This window comes from Mucilaginibacter sp. P5_A4 (assembly GCF_056400605.1).
Map to the genome: position 1 here is coordinate 1 of NZ_JBFUKX010000029.1, position 17208 is coordinate 17208.

A 17208-nucleotide genomic window follows, 5' to 3' on the forward strand; every position below is an offset into this window, starting at 1 on the left:
ATACAGTACATAACAATACTGGCAGGATTTTGAATTTCATCAGATGTAAATTTGGCTGGCGCTAAAGTTGCAAATTTTGTTGAGATTTTTAGCACATAATTTAACACCAGCCTAAGAACAAGGTTTACTTTAATTCCCGCTACAATATTTTAGTGCTTCAGAAAACCGGATAATACACGTGGAAACACCATATTTAACGCGCTATTTGAGCGCCTTTACTACCAAATTTTTGTAAGCACCCAAAGATGAGTTACCATGCCAGTAACCTACAGAACCACGTTTTAAAGATGGATCGAGCGAGGCATATGTCATTGATGGTTTAGCTGCATTGTTTACATACACCTCCATTTTGCTGTCCTTAACCACAACTTTTACATGAAACCAGTCATTGTGCGGCAGTATTGCATTGGCCTGGTATTTATTTGCTTCATAATCCCACCAGTTAAACTCGGCCTTCTTTTCGGGCATGTATTGTATAGCGTTGATAGTACCTGATGATAAAGGCCTGAAGTACACTGTTTCGTAATGATGGGCGTCTTTTATTCTGAAGGCAAGGCCAATATAACCATTTCCTTTGCCTGCGAATGCAAGGTCGAATTCGATGATGCCATCCTTGAAGTTTAAGTTTTTAGGATAAGCCAGGCTGGCCGATTTATAGTCACCAATCTTCCGTTTTATTAACAGCGCCTTTTGGCCCAGGTATGCGCCAAATTCATAATCAAGCGTATCATTTTTGGGAATGATCCACTCTTTAGGTTTGATGACAGAAAGATCATGCACCTGGTATTTTTGCTGGGCAGAGACCTTAATATCCACAAAGAGAATGGATATTAACAATAGCTTTTTCATAATGATAAATTTTAATGAGGTTTGTATTGATTTTATTTAATCACAAGATTGGCAAAGTCGCCTGTTAATCCATCTGCCCATAAGCCAATGAGGCCATCCTGCCTGTTATTTAGCTTTTTTACTTTAAGCGATGGGCTGGTAGAATGATCCACATACACAATAATTTCATCAGCCTTTACTACAATTCGCGCATGGAACCAGGCGGTTGCAAGCGGGAATGGGTTTACGGCATTTTCATATACCAGGGGATGCTCTTTTCTCAGCCTGTCCCAGGTATAATCGGGCATACTCATGTATTGAACAGTATGCTTTCGTCTCAATGTATCCGGCGACTGGAAATTAAATGGCCTGAAATAAATGGCATCGTAAGTAGTGGTATCAATACCATGAAAAGCAATACCCAGAAAACTTTGCTGGAAAACATCCTTGCCCCTCAGGTCAATATCAATTGTCCCGGTTTTAAAGCTGGTCCCCTTAAGCCATACAATGCCATTACAGGATAAGCCCTGCTTAGTGCCATCGGCGAGTTCGGTTACACTTTGGCGGGGAGTTATCACCAGTTTATTTTGCTTTAATAAGTTATTAAGATCATAGGTGCCATTTTGCTGTGCATAACCAACATTACAAAAGAGTGTAATGAGTAAAAAGAGCGTGAATAAAATATTGTTCTTCATGAGTTTAGATTTTAACTTTAGCAAAACTTGCAAATTGCGATCATAATAAAGCTTTATAAGCATTTCAAGTTTTGTTCAAGTTTGTTCAAACCTTTTTTGCATTTTTAGATACCGCATCATCCACCTGAAAAACCTATGGAAAAAGAAAAACAATTGCTTTTGTTATGCCGGCAGCTAATTGAACAAACATTGAACTGGGGAGATAGCAATATTTGGAGTAACAGCGATTTTGAACAGCTAAGCAAACAGATATTTGAAAAAACCAAAGTTCAATTAAGCATATCAACCCTTAAACGCATCTGGGGGAAAGTGCGCTACGAAAGCTTCCCTACGGCAGCTACACTCAACGCGCTGGCCCGTTTTCTTGATTATACCAGCTGGCGCGATTTCAGGCAACATCACCAGGTTAACGGTGTTATAGAACAACCTGCAGCCCCCATCGTAACCGGCCAGGAAATCATAATAACTTCTCCAAAAAAACCATATAAATATGTCTGGCTTATAGGGAGTTTCTTGCTTGTAATTGGCAGCCTTTATTTTATCAGCATGAAAAGGAAAAAACCTATCGACTTATCAGGCGTAAAATTCAGCAGTAAAAAGGTATCCGATGGGCTGCCAAACTCTGTAGTATTTCAGTACGATGCGTCTGCTTTTAATTCGGACAATGTTTTTATCCAGCAATCCTGGGATCCCAGCCGGCGCGAACGGGTACCTGGAAATGGTAAACAGTATACATCCATCTATTATCATCCCGGTTATTTTTTAGCAAAGCTGATAGTGGATAATCAGATTAAAAAAGAAAGCACCGTATTCATCAAAACCAAGGGCTGGATAGGCATTGTTGACCATTTTCCCGTACCGGTATACCTATCGCCAGGCGAAATAAAAGGACAAGGTTATATGGGTATTTCGGGTGAGGTTATGCAGCAAAAGCTTGGCGTACCTGTGTTTAATAATACCTGGGTAAAGTTTTCGAACGTGCGCGAATTCCCCGGCATCAGGGCAGATGATTTTGTGCTCGAATGTACTTTGCGCAACACCTCAACCACAGGGCAATCTGTTTGCGGTAAAGCCGACCTGACAATTTTAGGAGCCGGAGCAGCTATTATAATACCCATAGTAAACAAAGGCTGCATTGCCGATATAGGTATTTTAACCGGCTATAACTGGATAGACGGCAAAGATCATGACCTGAGCGCCTTCGGTTGTGATTTTACCCGGTTCCAAAACTTAAAATGCAGTGTAAAAAACCATCGCTTAAAAATTTTCCTCAATAATAAACAGATCATGGATGTAGAGCAAAAACACAGCATTGGCCGTGTTGTAGGCATCAGGTTTGAGTTTGAAGGCCCCGGCCAGGTAAAACATTATAAGCTGGAAACACCCGGGGCACAAGCTTATGAGGAGAAATTTTGAGAGGGTTCAGCATATTAATTCTACCTTTTGGATAAAATCATCATAGCTTAATTTGCCTTTTCTTAATTGGCTGATATATTTAAATACACTCAGCTTATCCAATTCTTTTTGGTAGTGTTCGCGGTCGTTATCATTTTTAGGATTATTCTGTAATTTTAACCGGATAGATGTCCGGGATATACCCTCCTCCAATTTATCAATAGGACAAATGCGAAGGTCATCAAAATTACTTCGGGGAAACGCGATACGGGTCATCAGTTTTTTGCTTCCTTAAATTTAACAGGCAAGCATAAACATTCATTTAACTGTATATTATTTTATTGTTATTGATTTGAGCCAGGCGTTTAAGAAATACCCGTTTCAACCCCAATTATTACCAAAAAACCTGGTTTAAAAACATCAACTTTCCACATACCGTTCATATACCTTTGCAACACCTTTTGACGCCTCTTTTCAAATACCTGCCGATTACCTCTCGTACACCTGCCATCTCCTCGGAAATAGCAACCAAGTAATTTACAATCAAATAGTTAAATAGTACTTAAATTTAATAACCACCTCTTTTTATTAAATCAGGCAGGTTTATTATCCCGAAGAATAACCAACCTGCCCGCAGCTAAACAAATATACAAAAAAAGTAAAAAACATCCAAGATAAACCAGGGAGCTGTGCAGATTAAAGATGTGCAAATATGTAGATGAATAATTGGTTCATTGTTCCGCTACTTTTTTAACTCATAAACATTGTTGGTCCTATCTACATCAGGATAAAGTTTTGAAGGGTCGATAACTATTTTGACTATGGCTGCTTTTTTGTTGCCCGTAAAAATATACGTATCGCTATACTCCCATATTTCTACCGGGAACTCACGATGTTCCGTTGAGCCATCCGTATAGGTTAGTTCAACTCCCAGCGGCATGGCAGCTTTTTCCAGGTTTTCAATGGTGATTTGCGGTTGGGTATTTGCCGCCCCCGCCACCTTAGTTATCTTTTGATCGAGCCTGTAATTCTCTAAAAACATCGACTTCCAAAACCAGGTAAGGTCTTCTCCGGCAGAACTATCCATACTCCTGAAAAAATCCCAGGGTGTTGGATGCTTATAGGCCCAATCGCGGATGTATTTTCTGAAAGCCCGGTCAAACCTATCCGGTCCCAATACCTGGTTACGTAATAATGTTAACAGGTAGGCCACTTTTTGATATTGAAGCGGATAAACCTGGTTACCGGGTATAGCATCCGGGCGGCTTACAATGGGCAATAATTTCTCTGAAAATAGCGAATCAAGCGGACTATCAATTTCGGCATAGCCTATAAACTCCCCTTTATTAAATGCTTTGGTAGCCATGTTATCAATAAACAGGTTAAAGCCCTCGTCCATCCAGGCGTATTTACGTTCGTTGCTGCCTACCACCATCGGGAACCAGGTATGGCCCAATTCGTGGTTCACCACCGCCCAGTACATATTACCGGTATCTTTTGCCGAACAAAATACCATGCCGGGATATTCCATGCCATCTAAATTAGATGCTACGTTAACTGCTTTGTTATAGGGATAGGAATACCACTTATCTGAGAAATACTGTAGTGTAAATTTGATATACTCCGATGACCGCTTCCAGCTGTTTTGCTTTTCCGATTCAACAGGGTATAATGAGCTGCCCATAACGTGCTTACCATCGGCTAACCGAAAACTTAAGGCTTCCCAAACAAATGATTTGGATGCTGTCCAGGCGAAATCCCTTGTATTATCCATCTTAAACTTCCAGGTGCAGGTTGGCTTTGCAGGCCTCGAAGATGATTCTGTAACCTCTTTGGCCGACCTGATCTGCACGGGTTGCGAACTTTCTTTGGCCAATTGCCAACGTTTTAACTGTACGGGAGTTAAAACTTCTTCAGGATTTATCAGGTCGCCCGAGCCTTCTACTATGTACGATGAGGGCACTGTAATGTTCACCTCAAAATTGCCATACTCCAGGTAAAACTCCCCATTGCCAAGATATGGCAGCGTGTTCCAGCCCTCTACCTCATCTACCACACACATCCTGGGGTACCACTGCGCCATAGCATAAATATTACCGTTTTTTGTGGGCAGGATATCCGTTCTGTTAACCAGGAAATCGGCATTTTTATAATTAACCGGGAAATTATAACGATACCGGATACTGAAGGTTAGTTTTTCACCGGTTTTTAATGGTTGCGGCAACTCCAGCTGCATCCGGGTATCATACACATGATATTTAATATCACCGGCATTATTGCCCGTAAGTTTTATCCCCTCAATTTCGTAACCACCATCGGCCACCTGCTCAGCAGGATTTTTGTAAAGGAATAGTTTGGACTGGATTCCTTTTGAATCTTTCTTAAATACGTTCTGCTCCAACTGCATCCATAAATACGAAAGTGCTTTAGGGCTATTATTGGTGTAGGTAATGGTAGCTGTTCCGCTTATTACATTTGTTTGGTCGTTTAACGCCACATCCAGTATATAATCTGCCTGGTTTTGCCAGTACGCAGGTCCAGGCTCGCCGGTGGCGGTGCGATATCCGGTTCCAGGAGGTAAAAGCGGCAAAGAGGGAAATAATTCAGCAGGATGATATTTGGACTGGGCAAAGGATAAATGACCGATAAGAAACAATATACAAGTGACTATAAACTTTAGGTTGTGTAATGGTTTTTGCATGCCGTTAATTGACTAAGATTAGTTTTGTTGCTGTTATCGCTAAGATAAAAGGAAACAGGACAATTTAACATAGGTAAAAAGGATTTTATATACTTTATGCTCTTAACAGCGAAATGTCTTTGTAAATTTGAAAAAACTGCTTTAATATAATTATGAGGAGTAAACTCAGATCTTTTTAAACTTTATTATATTCTCCTGCTCCCAAACGCATAGTATTTTATTGCCCGGCAGAATAACAGATTTCAGGAACCCGCCTTTACCCACAGTTATTTGATTTTTGTTTTTTATCGACATTAACTTAAGCGTATCGCTGTTTTGAAAGGTGATAACCGTATTAGCACCGGCTTCTGAAATAGCGCAGGTTCTTCCCTTCCCGATATACGTTTCGGGCTCACCCACCTTTGCATAATATATATTTCCTTTACGCTGCCATATGGTGTGAATGCTGTTTGAGCCATCAATAACGATGCCGCCGCCATCCATCGGGCAGCCATTGAGTATCCATGTATCCATTCCCATTTTTTGAGCCGCCTGAAACACCTTACCCCCATCCAAAGATTTAACTACATACAGATCTCTTGAGCCGTTAAGCCAGTTTCTGAACATGATAGCCACTTCCGTGCCCTTTACGGCGATACTTGGTTTACAGCACTCGCATACATGGCCATCAGGTGAGCGGTATGCCAAAATATTTTTCGACCAGGCGCCCTTTTTTCCAGGCAGGGAGGCTAAATAAACCTGGTTATTGCCTACCGTACGCGTATCAAGCCAAACCGCGTAAAAATTATCTTTTTTATCGGCTGCCAAACCCATTAACCCTTCGGGTGCCGAACCTTTAATATCATTTATAACGCCCATATTTTTCCATTTTTGGGATAAATGATTTAGTTGAAACCAATGAATATTGCCGGATTTATCAATTGCAGTTATCACACTATAATTAGCCGAACTGGCTAACTGAGGTCCTCTCGACATTCCTAAGTGCATAGCTGGTACATGACCTACCAGCACCGGTTTTGAGAATGTTACACCCTGGTTATCTGAGGTAGCGCAAAATATATTATCCTTATCCCCATATACCACCCTGATAATACCCTTGTTATCTGCACTAATTTGCGGCTGAGTCCCTGCTGATATGGTATCCTTATCAGGAAATGCCCAGGATAGGATAGTCAGAAATATAATGGCAGAAAAGATAGATAACAGGACCTTCTTCATTGTTTTATAATTTGATAAATGGCAAACAGGAGTCAATTTGACAGCGTCGTGATTTTACTGGCTGCATGTCAAATATACCCAGATATTGTTGATTAGCCCGTATGTGAGCAATATTATGGAAATAACAGGCTGCCGGGAATTCAAATTCAACATAAAGTAATCGGATAGGTATCTGCGATAAATTGCTTTTACGCGATCCCTACGGTACTTGAAATTCATTCACGGTTGGCCTCATAACATCCAACAGGAGTTGAATTTGATGTAACATATGGGCCAATAAAGCATTGAAAACAAGCAACTTTTGAAGTACACATTTGAATGTGTATTTGTTTATTGAACATAGTATGTCATTATTTAGAATCATTTTAAATAAAATTGTTTAGAATAATTCTAAATAATACATTTGCGGTTATTAAATCACATATACTATGACGAAAAAAATAGCTTATTTCTCCATTCTGTTTTTATTTTTTGCAAGTTTATCATTCGCCCAAAACGGCAATATTACGGGTACGTTAAAAACATCCGACGGGAGCCCGGCCGAGTCTGTGAGCTTAGCCATTAAAGGCACGGGCAAAGGATCTTTGTCGGGTAAGGACGGAAAATACCAGATCAAAAGCGTAAAGCCCGGTTCCTTTGTTTTGACGGCCTCCCTTATAGGGCTTGAAAAGCAAGAGCAAACTGTGGAAGTAAGATCGGGCGAAACGGCGACAGTGAATTTCGTCCTGAAAGAAAGTTCGGCACAGCTTCAGGAAGTTACCATATCCGCCAGAAATGCCAACAAGGTAAACACAATAGTTGCCAAAATGCCACTTAAGAAACTCGAAAACCCACAGGTTTACAGCACCGTATCTTCAGAAATAATCAAGCAGCAAGGCATTACTAATTTTGACGACGCTCTTCGTAACGTTCCCGGAATTTCAAGGACATGGGAATCAACAGGCAGAGCCGGCGATGGTGCTTCTTATTTCGCTTTACGGGGCTTTGAGGCGCAGCCTTCACTTTATAACGGCTTACCAGGCTTTACAAGCGGAGATCTTGACCCGGCTGATATAGAAGAAATACAGGTTATTAAAGGTCCATCCGGTACGCTTTTTGGCGCCTCCTTTTATGGTTATGGCGGCATTATCAATACCATTACAAAAAAACCTTATTTTACTACCGGTGGCGAAGTAACCTACAACACCGGCAGCTTTGGGCTAAACCGAATCTCGGCAGATATCAATACACCATTAAGCAAAACAGAAAAAATAGCTTTAAGGTTAAATACAGCTTATCATTCAGAGAATAGTTTCCAGGATGCGGGCTTCAAAAAATCTTTTTTTGTTGCGCCATCACTGGTGTATGAGGTAAACGACAGGCTTACATTCAATGTTTTGGTAGAAATACTGGAAGAAGAAAGGGCGCTTGCCCCCGTTTTTTTCAACACAGACCGGGCAACCCCGCTTACTTTTAAAACCATAAAAGAACTAAACCTTAATAACAATCTGTCATTTACCAGCAATGAGCTTTCTATCAAAAACCCAAGGTATAATATGCAGGCGCAAATGCTATATAAGTTATCCGATCAATGGACCTCGCAAACGGTGCTTTCGCGCGGAACCGTAAAATCCAACGGTTATTATGGCTATATATACGGCAACGCCCCGGGAAATAATAATGAATTTGCCCAGTACATCCATAAAGAAAACCAGGTAAGCACCACTATTGATATCCAGCAAAATTTTAATGGCGATTTTAAGATAGGTAAACTAAGGAATCGTTTACTGATAGGTTTGGATTGCTATAACCGCAATGTTGTTGATAATGGCACCGGCTATGGATTAATGAGGTATGTTACCCCACAGGGAGCTGTTAGCTACGCCGATCCGGCCCATCCTGTTTACACCACACAAGCTTCGGTTGATAGCCTGCTGGCTGGCACCGGTGCAAATAATGCTAAACTAAGCAATAGCTCATATAGTGGCTATGCTTCTGATGTAATCAATTTCACCCCAGCCCTATCGGCTATGGTGAGCCTAAGGGCCGATTATTTTGTATCAAAAGGCGACGTAAATGATCCTACAGATAATTACAATCAGTTCGCGTTATCGCCCAAGTTTGGTTTAGTTTATCAGCCTGTTTTAAACAAGGTTTCGGTATTTGCCAACTATATGAATGCTTTTTTCAATATAGCACCTACAAAAAATGTTGATGGCAATGTAAAATCATTTAAACCCGAGCATGCCAACCAGGTTGAATTTGGCATAAAAACCAATTTATTTAATGATAAGCTTAACGCCACGGTATCCTACTATGATATAAAAGTTGCTGATAGGGTGTACCCCGATCCTGCCGACATCAACAATTCGCTCCAGGGAGGAAAAGTAGGAAGCAAGGGTTTTGAAATAGATATCAACGCCAATCCGTTCCAGGGCTTTAATCTTATTGCCGGATATAGCCATAATCACTCGCAGGTATTAGTTGGAAACCCAACCGGAACCGACTTTTACAATGAACCCGGCAGGGCCCAGGGCGGACAGGGACCGCAGGACCTGGCAAACCTGTGGGCAACCTATAAATTTACCAAAGGCAGTCTTAAAGATTTTGGATTTGGTGTTGGCGGCAACTATGCTGGCGTATACAAAGTAATCGATAACAGCATAACGGGCGTATTTGATTTGCCCAGTTATACTTTACTTAATGCAAGCCTGTTTTATAACGCCGATCGTTACCGCTTTACATTTAATGCCAATAACATAACCAACCAAAAGTACTATATCGGCTACTGGTCTGTTAACCCACAACGCCCGGTGAATTTCGCATTCAGTGTGGCTTTCAAATTTTAACAGCAATGATAAGTGCAAGGGTATAATTAGGGTAATGTTCCCTTTGGCATTTACTTTTATTCAATCATTAAAAATGGAACAGGCCGGTAAAATCCGGCATTGTTCCATTTAGCTTGTGGCCAGCGTTATCAGCCTGAATTTATTCACAGGTTCGGCCACCATCACTCCCCCAGTCCAAAACAAACATACTCATCACCCGACTTACTGCCAATCGTTAGCTTGCTGCCGGTGTTATCGGGCTGAATATTAATCACATGATTACCTTTTCCGTCAGCTCATTATATAATTTCCAATACTGCGGTGATAAACCAATCATTTGCAGGAATAATGAGCTAATTGCATTGTAACAATTTACCTGTAAGGTGTTGGCATTCATCATTGATAATTGGAATTTAATGTTAAAATATATTTATATTCGTTACCTAATTAGGACATGGACAATCCAAACGCGTTATCGGACTATGAATTATTTAACTTGCTAAGGGGTAAAGACATAGTAGCTTTCGACCAGATTTTTGAAGAATTTTATCGCCCGCTTTGTTTTTTTGCTTCCCGCATCATCCAGGACCGTTTTGATGCCCAGGACATTGTACAGGATATTTTTGTAAAATTTTGGCAAAAAGAAAACATACCCGGTACTATGGATGCCGTAAGGGCTTATTTATATGTAAGTGTAAAAAACGCCTGCTTTAATCACCTCGAAAAAAGCAGCGTTAAAATTAAACACCAGCAGTCCCTGGTAAATACCGACTTTGAAGAAGCAACTATTTTAAATACTATTATCCAGGCCGAAGTACTAAGACAAGTTTTTGCCGCTGTTGATACCCTGCCAGAACAATGCCGCAAAATAATCCGCATGACTTTTGAGGAAGGGAAAAAAGCCAAAGAAATAGCCTGTGAACTGGGCATTACCATAAGCACGGTTAATAATCAGAAAATGAGAGGCCTTAATTTACTCAAAAATCGATTATCTGATGAGGGACTTGCTTTAGGCATGTTCTTGTTTTTGCCTGGCATAATTAATCATATTAAGTAGGCGTTAACTAATTTTTAAATTTATTTAAAAATTCTTTAGATAAAACCTACCCCTTCCCTGTTCTATCACCAAATATCGGTAATAGAAACATGGAAAATTCAAAAATTGACCCTCTTTTAAAGATCTCTGATCTTATCAGCAGCTATTTGAAGGGCAATTTAAGTGAAGCTGATTCCACTGAATTATTTTTATGGATAGAAACTGATGAAGCAAACAGTGCCCTATTCCAAAAAATAATAAACGAAAAAGAGCTTGAAAATTTACACGCCGAATTTAAAGCATTTGATACGGAGGCGGCTTTAATAAATGTTAAATCCAGGTTAAACTCCGCAGAAGTTCATCTGCTTAAACCAAACAGAAAATGGCTGTTAGCTGCAGCGGCCGCTGTTATATTATGTTTAGCAATTGGTATACCTACATACCTGCATTATGCCCCTCAACAACAGGTTACCTCTACTAAAAAGAATCCCGACATTGTTCCAGGCGGCAATAAAGCTATCCTGACACTTGCCAACGGTAAACAGGTAATTTTAAATGGAGCAGCTAATGGTAGCATTGCCAATCAAGGTAATATTGCTGTTAAAAAATTAGCAGATGGTTTGGTAGCTTATAATTCATCATCCAGAACAAAAACCTCAACATTGGTAACAACCTATAATACCATGACCACTCCACGCGGAGGGCAATATCATCTCATATTGGCCGATGGTACCAATGTTTGGCTTAATGCGGCCTCGTCTATTAAATTCCCGGTTTTATTTTCGGGCGAAGACAGGAAAGTAGAAATTACCGGGGAAGCTTATTTTGAAGTAGCACATGATAAAACAAAACCTTTCAGGGTTGTAAGTAACGGGCAAACGGTTGAAGTTTTAGGTACGCATTTTAACATTAATGCTTATACCGATGAAAATCAGGTTAAAACAACCTTGTTGGAAGGCATTGTAAAAATAAAAGTGGGAAACAAAAGTTACCTGCTTAAACCAGGCCAACAGTCACAGTTAAAGGATGGACTAATGAATATTGCCGATGGGGATACCGAAGAAGCTGTAGATTGGAAAAATGGTGTTTTTCATTTTAATGACGCCAGCATTGAATCTGTTATGAGACAGCTTAGCCGCTGGTATAATGTTGATGTGAAATATGATGGCAAAATAGAAGACAGAAAATTTTCAGGAGAGATATCCATGAATGTTAATGCCTCGCAGTTATTGGATGCCTTGAGTTTTAAGAAAATCCATTATACTATTGAGGGTAAAACAATTACTGTAAGGCAGTAAAAAATTAAATTAAATAATTATTCAACTTAAAATTAAATTAATGAAGAAAAACATACAAAAACCGCTTTAGGCGCTCCCCCAGCAAGGTTAATGAAAATAACCGCACCCCGACTGGAATCAGGGTACGGTAAATATTTGAGTTAACCCTTCCGGCTAACCGGAAAAACAAGTTTAGTGTCCCTAACCATGTATTAACCCAAACTTTCCAAAAGTATGAAATTAAATGCTTTTTTAACAGCCATTTATAAGCCATGGCTTTCCCAAAAAATTCTATTGGTTATGAAATTGACTACCTTTTTTATAGTCATAGCCTTTATGCAATGCAGCGCGAGTGCGTTTAGTCAGAAAATTAATCTCGACGCAACAAACGTGCCTTTAAAAAAAGTGCTGCAAGCAATCAATAAACAAAACGGGTATCTTTTTTTTTATGATACCAAAGACGTAAAGAATAAAAACATTACCGTAAAGGTTAAAAATGCTTCAATGGATGAAGCTTTAAATGCATGTTTAAAAAACCTGCCGCTAACTTATAAAATTGTTAACAATACGGTTTTTTTGCAAGAGAAAGATAATACAACTACAGCTATTATACTCCTTAATGTTAAAGGAAAAGTAGTTGACGAAAACGGACAGCCGTTATCCGGTGCAAGTATTAAACTTAAAGGAACAACTTTGGGTGTAAGCGCTGATGAAAATGGCACTTTTAGCATCAATGTTCCGGATGCTAAAAGCACATTAATTGTAAGTTTTGTTGGTTTTCAAACCAAAGAGGTTATTGTAGGCGATAATTCGTTTTTAACAGTTAACCTATCCCCATCGGGCAAACTTAGCGAAGTTGTTGTAACTGCGTTGGGTATTAAAAAGGAAGAAAAGCAATTGGGCTATTCTATAAGCCAGGTAGGTGGCGAAGAGGTTTCACTTACCCGTGAGCCAACATTTATCAACGCTTTAGAAGGTAAAGTAGCTGGTTTAGTAGTGCAAAGCCCACCAAACGGACCAGGTGGCTCATCAAGAGTTATCCTACGGGGCAACTCTTCGTTTTCTGGTTCAAACCAGCCTTTATATGTGGTTGATGGTGTACCTATTAATAGCACTACCAGGGAAAATAGTGATGACGGCGGCAAGGTTTACGGAGGTTCGGATCCGGGCGACGGCCTGTCGTCCATTAACCCCGATGACATTGAATCAATAAGTGTTTTAAAAGGTGCTTCTGCAGCAGCCCTTTATGGCGGTGGCGCGCAGGCAGGTGTTATTTTAATTACCACAAAAAAAGGTAAAAAAAATCAGGGCCTTGGTATCAGCTTTAACAGCAATACCGTGCTGGAAAAAATGGTTCCTTATGATCATTTACAAACCGAATACGGTCGTGGTTATTTAGGCAGACCTTATACAGCTGCAGATTACAGCGATCCTATTTTTTACGGGCAGCTGGCAGATAACTCTGGCGATGCCCCCGGATGGTCATGGGGTGGTAAACTGGATGGCAGGCCCTTTTTGGATATGGATGGAAAAACAAAACCTTATGTTTCGCAATCCGCAGCTAAAAACTTCGATCGTTTCTTTAACACAGGTGTAACTACAACCAATAGTTTAGCCTTTACCAAAGGAACAGAAAACGGCTCGTACCGTGTTTCGTTATCGCAAACAAAAGATAACCTGCCTACGCCCGGCGAAGGATATGACAAGTATAACGCGGTATTACGTTCAACACAGGATTATGGTAAAAAATTACATACCGATTTCAAGATAGATCTGTCGAGAACAAACCGCATAAACGCACCACTTTTACGTGGCGATGGCCGTGGCTCATTTGGCCTGGCTTATCCACGTATTGCCAGTTCAACTGATATTACCTTGCTGGATGCTAAAAGCGCCGATGGCAAATACCTTTCAACCTATAATGCTAACCCTTATGTACAGATAGAGAAGGTAACCAACAATCAAACCCAAAACCGCGTAATGTCATCTGGTAATTTAACTTATGACATTACAGATCATTTGCATGCTAATTTAATTGCCGGTTATGATTATATTAATACCTCGGCTTTATTTGTAGTACATCCTAATAACGTAATTAATACCAGCGGTGTTTACAGAACAACAACAATAGAACAGCAAAAATCTGATGTGAGGGGCATGTTATCATATGATCATAAATTCAGTGATCTTACGATGAACGCGTTTGCCGGTGCCGAATTGCAAAACTCACAGCAATATTCATTAGATCTGTATGCAGAAGGCCTGACGGATCCGAATTTGCTGAATTTTAGTAACGCAAGCAATGTGCACGCGCCAACAGAATCGCATACACCACGATATAAAACCAATTCGGTTTTTGGTTCGATGCAATTTGGTTATAAAGATTATTTATTTTTAGAGATTACCGGCCGCAACGATTGGTATTCGGCCCTCGCATCAACAAGGCCAAATTTTAAAACAACATTGTTCTACCCGTCAGCCAATTTAAGTTACGTGTTTACAGATGCCTTAAAGATTGATCCATCTGTATTATCATTTGGTAAAATAAGGGCTTCTATCGGGCAAACAGGCAGCAACCCAACACCTCAGTTAACAGATTTAACCTTTACACTTAAGCCACCGGTAAATGGTATCACCAATGCCGAAATTACAGGTTCTACAGTGCCCCCTCCAAGTTTAAAACCAGAAACCACAACAGAAACCGAGATTGGTACCGAACTGAAGTTTTTCCAAAACAGGATTTCTTTTGATTTTGCTTATTACTACAAAAAGTCTGAAAACTTTTTATTGCAATCAACCATAAGTAATGCTACGACTTATAATTCTTTATACTTTAATGCCGGATCGATGTACAACCGGGGTGTTGAATTAGCAATTAGCGGCAGCCCGGTGAAAACAAAAGACTTCACCTGGAATGTGGGCTTTAACGCTGCCAAAAATAAAAATATGGTAACCGCACTCGACCCTACAATAGGCGCCAACGGTATCTCGCATTATTATAACATCAAATCAAAAGTAGGCTATCCGCTGGGCTCTATATTCGGAACATCGTTTGTGAAAGATGCCAATGGACAAAATGTATACATCGCTGTAAACTCAAGGTACGGTACTTCCGATTCGTCTCAACCTAATGATGCTGTTATAAAAGAGGTTAACAACAACGAAACTTATTTAGGTTCGGCTAATCCTAATTGGTCAGGAGGTATTACCAATACATTTAATTACAAAAACTTCTCGTTCAGTTTCCTTATCGACGGTCAGTTTGGCGGCCAGATTTATGAAGCCGGAGCCCGTTGGACTAATTACTTTGGAAATTCTGAGGCCTCGCTTGTTGGGCGTGACGGTACTTATGTACCCAACGGCGTTATTAATACCGGTACTACAGCAGCGCCTGTTTATGTAAAAAACACACTGCCGTATAGCCCTTATATCCAGTATAATGATGGAGGCAACGCCGATAAAAGCGCTGATGAAGCCCACGTTTTCAGCAGAACTTTTATCAAATTAAGGCAAATTTCATTGGGATATTCCCTGCCAAAAACTGTGTTGGGCAACAGCCACATACATTCGGCAACATTATCATTAATTGCCCGTAACCTATTCTTTTTCAGAAAAGACCTGCCAACATTTGATCCGGAAGCATCAGATAGCATTGCTCAGGGTTATGGCTATGATAGCGGTGCGCTGCCAACCAGCAGAACTTTTGGCTTTAATTTAAATGTTACCTTTTAATCACGTAGAAAGGAGAAAAATCATGAAAAATTTATTTAACAGCATATTATTATTCCTTTTTATAGCACTTGTGCTTACAAGCTGTACCAAGGACTTTGCCAAGTACAACTTAAATCCGGATGCTATAACATCTGTTGATCCTGGAGCATTATTATCAGATGCGCTGGTTAATACATCAAGTGTGGACATGTTTCCACGTACCGCCTACTGCCATGCATTTATGCAGTTTGGTTATGCTAATGACTGGGCGGGTAATGCCTATGTTGCAACCGATGATGTATCACAAAGATATTGGAACAACTTTTACAGACCTGCTTTAAATGACCTGGAATACGTTGTTCCCGTATTAAAAACCCGTACCGATATGCAGTCAACGTACGCAGCTGCCAGGATATGGCGGGTATTTATTTATCAGAAATTAACCGATTACTACGGCGATATTCCGTACAGCCAGGCGGGTAAGGCGTTAAGTGATAAAATTTTCACTCCCGTTTATGATCCGCAGCAAAAAATTTACGCTGATTTTGTAAATGAATTAAGAGAATCAATAACCCTCTTAACAAATAATTCCAGCCAAAAAGTAAGTGGCGACCAGTTTTATTCAGGCAATGCTGCTCAATGGAAAAAGTTGGCGGCATCTATGTTATTAAAAATAGGGATGCGGTTAATAAAAATTGACCCTACACAAGCGGCCACCCTTGCAAAAGAGGCCATTGCTGATGGTGTTATGACCAGCAATGCGGATATGCCTGTTTTATTACATAATTCTGCCACGGCTAATGGGTTTAATTTTACCTTAAATGATGGTCAAAACCATTTTTTCCTTCATAAAACCCTGGTAACCGAAATGAAAGTAGCAGGTGATCCACGTTTAGCAATATATGGTGCAGTATATGATACTTTTGTTGCCAACGGAGGTACCCCACAATCATCGGATACTACTAAATTTATTGGTTACAGCTTTAAAGCAAGTGATCCGGCACCAAATACAAGGGTCAGCTACGATGTTTTTGGCCAAAAGGATACCCCTTTCTTTGATTTTGCTTATGCCGAGGTTGAGTTTTTAACAGCCGAAGCCATCGTACGCGGATATATAACCGGTAGTGCAGCCGACCACTACGCCGCAGGTATAACCGGGCACATGCAGTCGCTGTCCAAATTATCTGGTAATCCTGTAATTACCAACGCGCAAATTAATGCTTACCTGGCCAAAAACCCACTACCTGCAACATCAGAAGCACAGATAGCAAAAATCAACACAGAATTTTGGGTTGCCGGTTTTGTATTTGATGCCGATGAAGTATGGGCCAACTGGAGGCGTACAGGATATCCTGTATTAACGCCTAATCCAGGTACATCGGGCGTTATTCCGCGTAAAATACCTTATCCTCAATCTGAATTTACTTTAAATAATGCCAACGTAACCGCTGCATTGGCTAATTATGGTGGCACTAATGATTTTAACTCCAAAGCCAGGGTTTGGTGGGATAAATAATTTATTAATACTTAGTTTAAGTAG

11 protein-coding genes are annotated in these 17208 nt (G+C 40.3%); 6 read left to right on the forward strand and 5 right to left on the reverse strand.

Annotation, left to right across the window (positions count from 1 at the left end; translation table 11 throughout):
• Window positions 1–201: 201 nt before the first annotated feature.
• Entirely contained in the window at window positions 202–849 is a 648-nt protein-coding gene (locus AC1DQW_RS17055) for a LamG domain-containing protein (RefSeq protein WP_477455189.1), read from the reverse strand.
• A gap of 32 nt (window positions 850–881) precedes the next feature.
• Window positions 882–1523: a hypothetical protein gene (locus AC1DQW_RS17060; RefSeq protein WP_477455190.1), complete on the reverse strand. Its 642-nt coding sequence runs from the start codon at window positions 1521–1523 to the stop codon at window positions 882–884.
• 135 nt (window positions 1524–1658) lie between these two features.
• Here AC1DQW_RS17060 and AC1DQW_RS17065 point away from each other — a divergent pair, with 135 nt between their 5' ends.
• Complete coding sequence (locus AC1DQW_RS17065) at window positions 1659–2939, forward strand: hypothetical protein (RefSeq protein ID WP_477455191.1); 1281 nt, start codon at window positions 1659–1661, stop codon at window positions 2937–2939.
• Window positions 2940–2945: 6 nt separating this feature from the next.
• Here the strand turns inward: AC1DQW_RS17065 and AC1DQW_RS17070 are convergent, their stop codons facing one another.
• The 3 genes from AC1DQW_RS17070 to AC1DQW_RS17080 form a co-directional block, all read right to left on the reverse strand.
• On the reverse strand, window positions 2946–3194 hold the full coding sequence (locus tag AC1DQW_RS17070; RefSeq protein WP_477455192.1) for a hypothetical protein: 249 nt from the start codon (window positions 3192–3194) through the stop codon (window positions 2946–2948).
• 466 nt (window positions 3195–3660) lie between these two features.
• Entirely contained in the window at window positions 3661–5619 is a 1959-nt protein-coding gene (locus AC1DQW_RS17075) for a M1 family metallopeptidase (protein WP_477455193.1), read from the reverse strand.
• 165 nt (window positions 5620–5784) lie between these two features.
• A complete protein-coding gene (locus AC1DQW_RS17080; RefSeq protein ID WP_477455194.1) occupies window positions 5785–6837 on the reverse strand; it encodes a hypothetical protein in 1053 nt (350 codons plus the stop codon).
• Window positions 6838–7265: 428 nt separating this feature from the next.
• On the opposite strand from AC1DQW_RS17080, the gene AC1DQW_RS17085 reads away from it, so the two are divergent.
• The 5 genes from AC1DQW_RS17085 (at window position 7266) to AC1DQW_RS17105 (ending at window position 17184) form a co-directional block, all read left to right on the forward strand.
• Window positions 7266–9665 (forward strand): TonB-dependent receptor domain-containing protein, encoded by a 2400-nt coding sequence (locus AC1DQW_RS17085; RefSeq protein ID WP_477455195.1) that lies wholly within the window; start codon window positions 7266–7268, stop codon window positions 9663–9665.
• Window positions 9666–10098: 433 nt separating this feature from the next.
• On the forward strand, window positions 10099–10701 hold the full coding sequence (locus AC1DQW_RS17090) for an RNA polymerase sigma-70 factor (protein ID WP_477455196.1): 603 nt from the start codon (window positions 10099–10101) through the stop codon (window positions 10699–10701).
• 89 nt (window positions 10702–10790) lie between these two features.
• Window positions 10791–11978: a FecR family protein gene (locus AC1DQW_RS17095; protein WP_477455197.1), complete on the forward strand. Its 1188-nt coding sequence runs from the start codon at window positions 10791–10793 to the stop codon at window positions 11976–11978.
• A gap of 279 nt (window positions 11979–12257) precedes the next feature.
• The gene (locus AC1DQW_RS17100) at window positions 12258–15689 is read left to right on the forward strand and encodes a SusC/RagA family TonB-linked outer membrane protein (protein ID WP_477455198.1); all 3432 of its coding nucleotides are present in this window, start codon (window positions 12258–12260) and stop codon (window positions 15687–15689) included.
• Between the two features lie 22 nt (window positions 15690–15711).
• Window positions 15712–17184, forward strand: coding sequence for a SusD/RagB family nutrient-binding outer membrane lipoprotein (locus tag AC1DQW_RS17105; RefSeq protein WP_477455199.1), 1473 nt, complete (start codon window positions 15712–15714; stop codon window positions 17182–17184).
• Window positions 17185–17208: the final 24 nt, after the last annotated feature.

Excerpts from the sequence above, each read along its gene's own strand:
- AC1DQW_RS17055 (WP_477455189.1), bottom strand. The coding sequence starts at position 849 with ATGAAAAAGCTATTGTTAATATCCATTCTCTTTGTGGATATTAAGGTC.
- AC1DQW_RS17060 (WP_477455190.1), bottom strand. The coding sequence starts at position 1,523 with ATGAAGAACAATATTTTATTCACGCTCTTTTTACTCATTACACTCTTT.
- AC1DQW_RS17065 (WP_477455191.1), top strand. The coding sequence starts at position 1,659 with ATGGAAAAAGAAAAACAATTGCTTTTGTTATGCCGGCAGCTAATTGAA.
- AC1DQW_RS17070 (WP_477455192.1), bottom strand. The coding sequence starts at position 3,194 with ATGACCCGTATCGCGTTTCCCCGAAGTAATTTTGATGACCTTCGCATT.
- AC1DQW_RS17075 (WP_477455193.1), bottom strand. The coding sequence starts at position 5,619 with ATGCAAAAACCATTACACAACCTAAAGTTTATAGTCACTTGTATATTG.
- AC1DQW_RS17080 (WP_477455194.1), bottom strand. The coding sequence starts at position 6,837 with ATGAAGAAGGTCCTGTTATCTATCTTTTCTGCCATTATATTTCTGACT.
- AC1DQW_RS17085 (WP_477455195.1), top strand. The coding sequence starts at position 7,266 with ATGACGAAAAAAATAGCTTATTTCTCCATTCTGTTTTTATTTTTTGCA.
- AC1DQW_RS17090 (WP_477455196.1), top strand. The coding sequence starts at position 10,099 with ATGGACAATCCAAACGCGTTATCGGACTATGAATTATTTAACTTGCTA.
- AC1DQW_RS17095 (WP_477455197.1), top strand. The coding sequence starts at position 10,791 with ATGGAAAATTCAAAAATTGACCCTCTTTTAAAGATCTCTGATCTTATC.
- AC1DQW_RS17100 (WP_477455198.1), top strand. The coding sequence starts at position 12,258 with ATGAAATTGACTACCTTTTTTATAGTCATAGCCTTTATGCAATGCAGC.
- AC1DQW_RS17105 (WP_477455199.1), top strand. The coding sequence starts at position 15,712 with ATGAAAAATTTATTTAACAGCATATTATTATTCCTTTTTATAGCACTT.